The organism is Aliiglaciecola lipolytica (assembly GCF_018860635.1).
GTDB classification, from domain to species: Bacteria; Pseudomonadota; Gammaproteobacteria; order Enterobacterales; family Alteromonadaceae; genus Aliiglaciecola; species Aliiglaciecola lipolytica_A.
The window spans coordinates 1-10,075 of record NZ_JAHKPT010000037.1 but is presented as its reverse complement, the minus strand read 5'-3'; the positions used below and the strand labels follow the sequence as shown (position 1 = coordinate 10,075).

Below are 10,075 nucleotides of genomic sequence, written 5' to 3'. Positions count from 1 at the left end.
AAAATTCTGTAGGCTAACGACTCCACTAAAGTCACTTTTCATTTCAATTGTTTCTTTGCACAAGAAATACTCTTCACATCACCCTAAATCAATCTTAATCGCGTTCATTCGGCAAAAAATGAACTTGCCTCATCTGTTTATCTAAATAATGAGCATATTAAAACCTTTTCGTTATCATCCACTCATTATTAAAAGCAAAAAAATATGCTATCTAAAAATGTGGCTGTCCATGTTGTTTGTCATGCTGAAAAATGGATCAAAATTACTTAAATCAATAGAAAGTGTGACTTAAAGAAATAATTGTAAAACCTATAATTAATTTTTAAAAAATACTGATAAACACCTTTTTTAAATATGAAACATTATTTACAATGTAAATAGATTGTAAGTGCGCTCTATTATTTTGTTTAGCCTTTACGAACATTAAATTCATTTAATAGGCGCCCATTCGATCCGCAATCAAAGCATTCGGCATAAATCTCTTTTACTTAAATAAGAAACTATCATGCAAATAAGAAAATCACTTAAATCTTTGTTAATGGGTGTTATTGCGGGTTTAGTCAGTATAAGCATCCATGCTAAGCAACCAAATATTGTGCTTATTCTAGCCGATGATATGGGTTATGAATGTTTATCTGCCAATGGTTGTGCCGGATATAATACACCGGTACTAGATGAACTGGCTGCTCAAGGCGTTAGATTTGAACATGCTTTTGCTAATCCTAAATGCACGCAATCACGTGTTAAGTTAATGACAGGGTTATATAACTTACGCAACTATAAACGATTTGCGAAGCTTGATAGGAGCCAAACCACCTTTGCCCATTATTTAAAAAGTGCCGGTTATAAAACGGCCATTGCGGGTAAATGGCAATTGGGTAAAGAAATAGACTCACCTCAGCATTTTGGTTTTGACAGCTCCTGGCTGTGGCAACATACTCGCCCTCGTTTACGTGAAGATACCAAGCATGATAGCCGGTACCCTAACCCTCAATTAGAATTTAATGGTAAAGCTGTTAATTTTTCAGGAGGTGAATATGGTCCCGATGTTTTAGTTAATCAACTCACTGGCTTTATTGAGCGCAACCAAGATCAGCCTTTTTTACTGTATTACCCTATGTTGCTGCCACATTGGCCATTCGATGCCACGCCTGATTCGGCCGATTGGGATGGAAAATCACTAGGTTCAATTTCAGAAAAAGGACCCGGCGGAGTTAAAGAGCAAACAGCTCATTTCAAAGACATGGTGCAATATGCCGACAAAATGGTGGGGAGTATTATTGATAAATTAGACGCCTTAGGTTTGCGCGAAAACACCCTAATTATTTTTGTTGGTGACAATGGCACCGACAAACCTATTACTACTCAATGTCCTGACAAGTTAGTTAAAGGCGCTAAAGGTACATTAACCGACGCCGGTACTCGTGTACCGTTGATTATTAACTGGCCCGGTGTCATCCAACCAAAAGTAAATCATACACGTTTAGTTGAGCTCTCTGATATTTTGCCCACCTTACTTGATTTTACAGGTATACCATTAGCCGAAGATTACCCACATCATGGCCTTAGCTTGAAACCTTTATTATTAAACGACCAGCAGCAATACGCTCAACAGGCTAATAAAAGCCACATTCAAATTAGCTATAAGAAAGATACTTGGATTAGAAATTTCAATTATGGTGTCAAAATTAGCGATATAGGGAAAGATACTATTTACGAAAAATATAATGGTCACTATCAAACTAAGTCGGTTCAGTTAGATGAATTGTCAGCACAAGAAAAACAAATATTTTCAAACTTACAAGCTTTAATGAAACGCTAAGCCCACGATATTTAAAATATAACTGAAGTAAAAAGTAAACCTTACAAAAAAAGGCTGTAGCAAATTATTTATGCCTATATGACGCTACATTTAGACGATAATACGACGAGTATAAATACAATGAAAAAATCACCACTGTTGTTAACGAGCTGTTTGTTATTCACTATGGCAACTGCACAAAGTAAGATTCAAAATGTTGTGGTTATCTTCTCTGATGACCAAGGGTATGAAGACCTTAGCTCTTTTGGATCAAAAAAAGCGGATACACCCTATATTGATCAGTTAGCAAAAGAGGGAATGAAATTAACCAGCTTCTATGTAGCCTCTTCCGTTTGTTCGCCTTCAAGAGCGTCTTTGTTAACTGGCAGAATGCCGGTGCGTGCAGGTGCTCAGCACGTAGTTTTCTCAAGTCCTGCTGTTTATACTGGAAAGGGCTTACCACCACAAGAAATCACGATTGCGGAATTGTTAAAACAAAAAAATTACGCTACTGGTCTTATTGGTAAATGGCACCTCGGTCATGAAAAAGCCTATTTGCCTACTGCTCAGGGGTTCGATTACTTCTATGGCCTGCCATATAGTAATGACATGTCCATTGCGCCTAATATGGACATAGCCGAAGATATTGTTTTAAATGAAGGTTATACCCTTGAACAATTACATTACGATGCCAATCAAATAGCAACTAACGGCCTGAAAGCTTATAAAAAACTAAAGAGAAAAGTCCCCTTAATGAGAGGCAATCAGGTTATCGAATATCCCGCTAATCAATCAACCTTGACAGAGCGATATACAAAAGAAGCAGTATCATTTATTAAAAGAAATAAACAGAAGCCGTTCTTTTTATATTTCGCACATACTTTTCCACATTTGCCCATTTTTACCGGTGAAAAATTCAAAGGCTCAAGCAAAGGTGGTCCGTTTTATGATGCAGTACAAGAAATTGACTGGAGCGTAGGTGAGGTAATGAAAGCCTTAAAAGAACAAGGTTTAGACAAGAATACCTTGGTTATTTACACTTCTGACAACGGACCGAACAGCAAAGGCTCAGCGAAGCCATTACGAGGTAGTAAATTTACAACCTACGAGGGAGGCTTACGTGTACCAGGTATTATATGGGCACCCACAGAAATAGAGCCAACCGTAAGCGACGAAATTGTTTCAGCACTCGATTTATTTCCAACCATTGCAAACTATGCTGGAATTGAGTTACCCAAAGATAGAATTTACGATGGGGTTGATATTTCTCGCTTTTTAAGCGGTGAACAAAAAGATTCTCCTCGTAAAGAGATATTTTATTACTCTGCTAATACCAGCACCGTAGATGGCATCAGATTGGGCGATTGGAAGTTTATTTATAAAGGCTTCAATCCAAACCAACAACAGAAAATTAACGGCCAAGAACTCAGTGAAAAGTTGTATAACATTAAGCTGGATGCGCCAGAAAAAGAGAACTTAATTAACAAATACCCTGAAAAAGTAAAAGCATTAAAAGAACGTATGGAGTCTTTCGATATTGCTTTAAAACAAGATGTAGAAAGCAAATACGGAAAATAGCCGAATAAATGGTGCTCGTCAGACAGACAACGGGTTGAGCATATTCAACCCATTAACCAAGCTGAGAATCATAAGAACTCTATTGTGTTGTTTTCAAACTTTAATGCAGGGTTGCGGGGAGCTAAAGCCCACTTAATTCACGATTGCTTGATAGTTTTTTACACCGTAAGTTTTCCGCCAATTTCTCTAACTAACATTTTTTGAATATTATCTTTTGGGAATACTATTTAAGGTATACCAAGCTTTGGTATGAAACTCAGATAAGCCCTTGCCTAACACGGTTTTTGATAGATCAATTTCATATACACGTGATGTATGTTCTGCAGGTCTATTTTCATCAACCTTGAAGTTTTCGACCGTTACACGGAAAGACTTGCCGTCTTTACTCCAATTGCTAATTGCTGTTTTCTCAACACGCATCTCTTTTTCTTCTGAACCATAATTAGCGTTTTCTAGGTAGTACCACGAACTAATCACTAAATTGTCAAAAGTGTGGCGTTCAGATTTGCTTATTGGTTTAGTTAAATTAACCTTGAATCCATCGGCTTGCACTTCAATAGAATAAATTGACTGAGGCACAGTTTCTCCATCGTAAACGATGCGCTGTAAGGCATTTAAGTTGCCGCCTTTGGGCCACCATCCTCTGCCTGTTTGCCCAATCCATAAGCTATTATCTAAAGGTGAAAATGTTAACCTCATTGCCCCCGATGCAGTAACCGCCATAAAGGGTAATAATGCTGATTGCTCTACCCCGTTTACCGTTTCAGTATGCACTCTAAAGATGTTTGATTTAGTTTGGTCACCAATGAACATTTGTCCTTTATACGGACCAAAACCGCCGCCTGTTGTATCCCACACAGGACTACCAGGTGAATTCATTGCGCGTCCATGAGGTAACAAACCAACAGGTAAATCGCGCTTACCTTTCATTTCGTCCCATTGAATATCAGGGCTTGTTGGCGTCTTTCCTGGTACATCGACTAAACTCGCCGGATGTCCATAGTAAGCATTTGGCTTTAAAACATGCAGTTTCGAGGTACCTTGGAAATCACCTTGATTATCCGTATAGTACATTTTTCCGTCAGCATTTATTGCTAGTCCCGCAGGGCTTCTCATACCATTGGCGTATGGGATGGTGTTGCCATTGGCATCTACTTTCATTGCCCAACCACGGTAACCTCCTCCCGTTCCCATTGTGCCTTCTGCGCGATAACTACCCGATAAACCATGTCCCAAATTTAAGGTGTAGAAATACTCGTTAGCAGAGGTTTTAATTGGACCATGTAAATACTCATGATAATTAGAACTAAAGGTAAAACTATCCGACAGGTTAACCCTAGATTCGGCCCAACCATCATCATTAACATCGCTTAAACGAGTGAGTCCAGATTTTTCACCTACAACAATCGTATTCTCGCTATCAACAACCACACCTAATGAGTCAAAAATACCTTCAGCAAATTGCTGCCAATTATTGTCTGTAATTTTCCACACACCCGATGTTCTAGTACTAACATAGGCGCTACCTTGCTCAGTAAAAGCGATACCTAATGGTTCAAACAACACTTGTCTTCCAAATTTATCATTTGGCGCTAATGAATTTTCAAGACGATACCCTGCTGGTAAAGATGCACTTTCACTGAAAGCGTCGCTCCAAACAAGGGCTTGTTTTTCATTACTTTGCTTAACGACCTTATCGTTTAATTCATTAAATTTAGGTGCCTTTTTAAAGCTTGCGCTAAACGTGACCAATTGGTTTACACCTTTGGGTAAATGCCAAACCTTGTCAGTCACTTTACCGTGCGATACCTGAATATTTATCAGTGAGGTGTCAGCTAAAGATAAGCGTAAAGCTGACGCTGTTTTTACCTTAAAGTTAGCCTGTATTTGGTTGTCATCAGTAATGTTTATTTGCGCCGATACACTGTTATTTTCAACACGATAATTAAACCAAGGAATTTCGCCTTGTTCCGTATTCACACCAATAAACCCAGCATCGGTTTCGGCCATATACTCGGCAAATTCTTTGTTGTCATTTAAGTTTGCAATCACGCTTTCTTCTGAGGTATCACTTGGTTCTTTAAAGGTAAAATCGACGGCCTTTCCATTTGATAAAATCGGTTGAAATAAGTGGGTGTATGATGTTGTATCCCACTTTACTGCGCCTTCACCAATCTCACTGGCCTTGTCAGCCCGATTCTTTTTCTCGTTTTTTAAAGACAAAAAGCGACCCGACCAAATTAGCTCAACCGCTAAGGTGCGAGGGTCAAAGCTGTAGTTACGTGCATTGGGTAAACCAACATGATATGCGCGACCAGACACTTCAGGCCCAATATTAACGCGAACTAACCTTGGCTTATTGCTAACGAGTTCTGCACTTAAATCTTCTGTTAACACATATGGCTTTTCTGGTGCTTCTTGCCAAATATAAGCGGGACCTTTATCTTTACTTTCGTTCAGCGTTTTTAAGTAACTCAATATTGCAGTGATATCACTATTAGATATTGCTTCCGCGTTGTATGACGGCATGATAGGTAAAAACTGTTTCGTCGAATTATCTGCGTTATTTCTTACTGCTAAGTATAATGCCGACTGTCGAAGTGACTGCATTAGATAGTGATCATCTGCTTTAATTTTAGTTATATGTTGCTCTGCGCTGTCATAAACTCTTATTACTTTCGTATTGTCAGAAAACACACCAAATAAATTTGGCCCCGATTTTACTGCATTCGAATTTTTATCTATCGTATGACACTCTTTACAGCCTTTATCTTGAAAGAGTTCTTTACCGTGTTTTACAAGATTAATCATGGGTTTGCCCGTATTCACTCCTAACGGTATTTCATTTCCAGCTTTTAGGGGTCTCGCAGCGGGTATATGTGAAAAATCTTTAGGCTCGATAACTAAATTTCGAAAAGCAACAGGGGCACTATTCCCAATAAGGAAAATCGGTCCGTGAGATGTTTCATTTAGATATTGAGCATCTTGACTTGGGCCGGTAGCAACTTGGTTTTTATGAATCGGCACACCATTTAATTTTACTGAAATAAACTGCGCATATTCAGTTTTTAACCCATCGTTATCGAAACGAGGTGCCTTAAAATCTATTTCAAGCGTTTGCCATTGTCCGGGTGGTTTTGAAGGATTAGCCTTCGGTTTTACACCATCATATTTAACGTTACGTTCTCGTTCTTCGTCATACCGATGGTCAATCCCTCCCATACTCGTAGGTCTTATTTTTTTGGCTTTATACATATCCGCTATATTGATTCGGTACCGACCAAGAATAGAGATACCTGATCTAGTTTTTGGCGTTATATTAACGTCAACACTAAAATGAAAATCTTTATATTGCTGGTGTGTTTCTAATAAGTTTCCTTTAACAAGTAAATTATCTTTGCCACGATTTAGCAATACTGCGTCGCCTTGAGCCAGGGTAAACCCAAGCATATCTTCTGTTATTGTCGCATCACCTACTTTCTGCCACATAGTATTTGGTTTAAAAGCAATACCATCAAAATTAAAATTTTGGCTACCATCCGCTACCTCAACCTTAGTAGTCGGCCTGTCATCAAAAGCGCCACAGCCATTTAAAAATAACGAGATACTGAATAATCCCAAGCAGAACAAAGGTATTTTAGGTGTCATTTTTTTCATTACTTTCTCTCTACGAAACTCTTTGCTTCGATTATTAAAGTTTTCTTAACCAAATATTTCTGAAGCTAACTTTGGAGCTATGATCTTGTATTTTTATGGCCTCACAACCATGGTGTTCGTAACTTGGCGCGCCGCGAGAAACCGTGCTACCTAATATTTCGCTGTGGTTTTGAATCAATACACCGTTATGAAGAACCGTGATAAACGCAGGTTGGGTTAACTCTTGTTTATTGTTAAATTGAGGTGCGGTATAAATAATGTCGTAACTTTGCCATTCCATCGTCGGTTTACTTGCATTTACCAAAGGAATTGACTGCTTATATATAGCGCCAGCTTGGCCATTGGCATAAGTTTCATTATCGTGGGAGTTGAGTATTTGAACTTCGTATCTCTCTTGAATGAAAATTCCACTATTACCGTCTTTTTGCCCAAATTTGTGTTTTATGGGGCTCGGTATACGCCATTCGATATGTAGTTGAATATCACAGAATTTTTCTTTAGTTCTTATATTTTGAGGTCCTTTGACGCGAGACGGAATTGTCATTACGCCATTTTCAACATCCCAGGTTATAGGCTCCCCCATAAATTTCCCATTGGCCTGCTCCCACGCATTTGTGCTCGTTCCATCAAACAACACAATCGCATCAGAAGGAATATTATTATTCACTTGGACTTTCTTAACGGGTTGCCAAACTTCGGTAAGGCTAGGTGATATTGAATTACTCTCTTTTGCTAATACAGTTATTGAGGTGGCAATTAGAATACTTAGCAAAGTGTACTTTACACGGTTCATTGCTTTTCCTTAGTAAATAAAACACATAGGCGTAGCACAGCGATTAGCTTTGTTTTTGCCCCTCATTAGCTAATACTCTTGTAAAAGGGGTTGCGCCTTATTTAATCGACCAAATTGAGTGTTGTTTCTCGTCACGTAGAAAGTAAAACTTCATAATCATCTTCGAACATCAACGTAGCGCCCGAATAAGCAATTACAATTAATAAACACCCACCTTTTGCATCATTGTTGATATTTCCTTCATTATTTTTTACATAATAAATGGTATCTCATATTTAAAACAAGAAGTTTGTTAACATTTAAAAAATATTGATTTACAAAAACAAAGTGAATTTGAAATATTATTTTAAAAATTCATGGCTATTTTTAAAAAATATCGACAATTACACTATTTTAAATGTGGAACATTATTTATTGTGTAAATTATTAGAAAATAAAATGTTAATTTTTAACACCAAGAACGGGTGTTAAAGATTTTTTTATAGATAGCAAGAATTAACATACTTAAACGAAATTAACTGTTATTAACTACCTTATATTAATGATCGATGAGCCAATATATGAACGATAATTCATTGACCTAATTCATGGACTGGACTAATTCATGGAGGGACTAATTCATGGACAGCCACAAACTGTACTATCAATTTCTCGCGTTGAGTTACACTCAGGGAAATAGAATTCGACGAGGTTCAACATGCCACAAGCAGGGAAGCGACAAATCATCCTTTCTAATAATCTTTATTATCATTGTGTATCACACTGTATTCGACGGGTCATTTTGTGTAGCGAAACAAAGAGAAAATAAACTGAAAAGCAACAGCTACGAGCATAATCGCCAGTGGGTATAAGGTAGGTTGTTGTTTTTAATTTATATTGGCAGGCATGAAATTATATAACTGGCAACCCATCGCCATACTCAGTATTAAGTAGACGATGGGGAGTGGCTAAACGGTTTAGCACCATCGATTATAATGATTTATGAGAAGTTACGGCTGCCATATCCGTGGTGTTACTGTATTTTCCGCCTGTCAAAAAGTCATTCATGTCATTCGCATTGCTACCGTATTGTTCGATGAATGTCATGAATTGTAAATCGTTGCAAGTCACTTTTGTTGCCACATAACGTTTACTCAATCCAGATTTTTTAATGGCCTGTGACATTTTTATCTTACTGCCTTCAGTGGCAACAGCACAAAGATTACTGGTAACGTAATTGTCGGCGGGAACCACAACATTTGAAGCGTTTACGACACCGATTGAGGCAAGGGTTAATGCTGCAGTTGCGATTACTTTAGTTAGTGTGTTCATCATATTTTCCTATTTCCGTTGATTGTTGTAAGTCTTAAAAGTGACTTGACATGACTTTTGCAACGACGATGCCAAAATTAAATACTAATATAAAACAATCACTTATAATTATTAGTGGAATTTACATCTAATTTAGAGAATGAGAAAATTTAATGAGTGGCTATTTTGACCAAATATTAGTTAATTTAACTTTTATGGCAAAATTACCCAATAATTGGACTTAGTGTTAATTAATGATTAAGTGGGACTTACTGTTAATGAAAAGGAACCAAAATTATCAGTAGGACAAATGACAGCATTAATTTAACTCTTTATACTTCAGTTACCATTTGGTTTATATAAGTTGGTTGATAACAACCCCACGAGTACGTTTTAATGCAACACAATATTCAACGGGGTTTTACCCTAATTGAACTGATTATTATCATTGTCATTCTAGGGATTCTCTCTGTAGTAGCCGCGCCTCGATTTATTGATTTACAAGGTGATGCTGTAACAGCACAAATGACTAGTTTAGAAGGTACTTTAAAATCTGCTAACACGCTCACCTATACTAAAGCGGTTTTATCAAACCAACACAAGTTGGCTCTTGGTTCAGTTTCTCTAGGCGACACAACCGTTAGCACGACATTGGGTCACCTTACACCTGTGGGTACTAATGTTGTCAAAGTACTGCAGGGTTCTTATGAAATTATGCTCAATGCTAACGATACTATTACCGCCGATTGGGGAGTGTATGATTTACCCAGTGGCGACACTATTTATTTAGTCCCTAAAGGCTATGCAACCTTTGATAGCTGTAGTTTATTGTACAATGTGGACGCTAGTAATATTGCTGAACCGGTTTTCTATAGCCTGACAACGACTGGTTGCTAGCCATTCAGTTGGCTGGAGATATCTACGGATTTACCTTTGACATGGACAGCCACAAACTA

General features: G+C 37.8%; 6 protein-coding genes. 3 read left to right on the top strand and 3 right to left on the bottom strand.

What is annotated here, in order from left to right; genetic code table 11:
- The first annotated feature begins 505 nt into the window (after nt 1-505).
- Together KO530_RS21865 and KO530_RS21860 are read left to right on the top strand one after the other, a co-directional pair.
- Nucleotides 506-1,822, top strand: a complete 1,317-nt coding sequence (locus KO530_RS21865) for a sulfatase-like hydrolase/transferase (RefSeq protein WP_216050603.1) — start codon at nt 506-508, stop codon at nt 1,820-1,822.
- Between the two features lie 120 nt (nt 1,823-1,942).
- Entirely contained in the window at nt 1,943-3,379 is a 1,437-nt protein-coding gene (locus KO530_RS21860; protein ID WP_216050602.1) for a sulfatase family protein, read from the top strand.
- Between the two features lie 207 nt (nt 3,380-3,586).
- Here the strand turns inward: KO530_RS21860 and KO530_RS21855 are convergent, their stop codons facing one another.
- The 3 genes from KO530_RS21855 to KO530_RS21845 form a co-directional block, all read right to left on the bottom strand.
- On the bottom strand, nt 3,587-7,036 hold the full coding sequence (locus tag KO530_RS21855; RefSeq protein WP_216050601.1) for a family 16 glycoside hydrolase: 3,450 nt from the start codon (nt 7,034-7,036) through the stop codon (nt 3,587-3,589).
- A gap of 34 nt (nt 7,037-7,070) precedes the next feature.
- The gene (locus KO530_RS21850) at nt 7,071-7,829 is read right to left on the bottom strand and encodes a 3-keto-disaccharide hydrolase (protein ID WP_216050600.1); all 759 of its coding nucleotides are present in this window, start codon (nt 7,827-7,829) and stop codon (nt 7,071-7,073) included.
- 969 nt (nt 7,830-8,798) lie between these two features.
- On the bottom strand, nt 8,799-9,140 hold the full coding sequence (locus KO530_RS21845) for a DUF3718 domain-containing protein (RefSeq protein ID WP_216050599.1): 342 nt from the start codon (nt 9,138-9,140) through the stop codon (nt 8,799-8,801).
- A gap of 375 nt (nt 9,141-9,515) precedes the next feature.
- On the opposite strand from KO530_RS21845, the gene KO530_RS22170 reads away from it, so the two are divergent.
- The gene (locus KO530_RS22170) at nt 9,516-10,016 is read left to right on the top strand and encodes a prepilin-type N-terminal cleavage/methylation domain-containing protein (protein ID WP_216050598.1); all 501 of its coding nucleotides are present in this window, start codon (nt 9,516-9,518) and stop codon (nt 10,014-10,016) included.
- The last annotated feature ends 59 nt before the right edge of the window (nt 10,017-10,075 follow it).

What these genes read in the sequence shown, in the direction of transcription:
- KO530_RS21865 (WP_216050603.1), top strand. Translation starts at nt 506, where the DNA reads ATGCAAATAAGAAAATCACTTAAATCTTTGTTAATGGGTGTTATTGCG.
- KO530_RS21860 (WP_216050602.1), top strand. Translation starts at nt 1,943, where the DNA reads ATGAAAAAATCACCACTGTTGTTAACGAGCTGTTTGTTATTCACTATG.
- KO530_RS21855 (WP_216050601.1), bottom strand. Translation starts at nt 7,036, where the DNA reads ATGAAAAAAATGACACCTAAAATACCTTTGTTCTGCTTGGGATTATTC.
- KO530_RS21850 (WP_216050600.1), bottom strand. Translation starts at nt 7,829, where the DNA reads ATGAACCGTGTAAAGTACACTTTGCTAAGTATTCTAATTGCCACCTCA.
- KO530_RS21845 (WP_216050599.1), bottom strand. Translation starts at nt 9,140, where the DNA reads ATGAACACACTAACTAAAGTAATCGCAACTGCAGCATTAACCCTTGCC.
- KO530_RS22170 (WP_216050598.1), top strand. Translation starts at nt 9,516, where the DNA reads ATGCAACACAATATTCAACGGGGTTTTACCCTAATTGAACTGATTATT.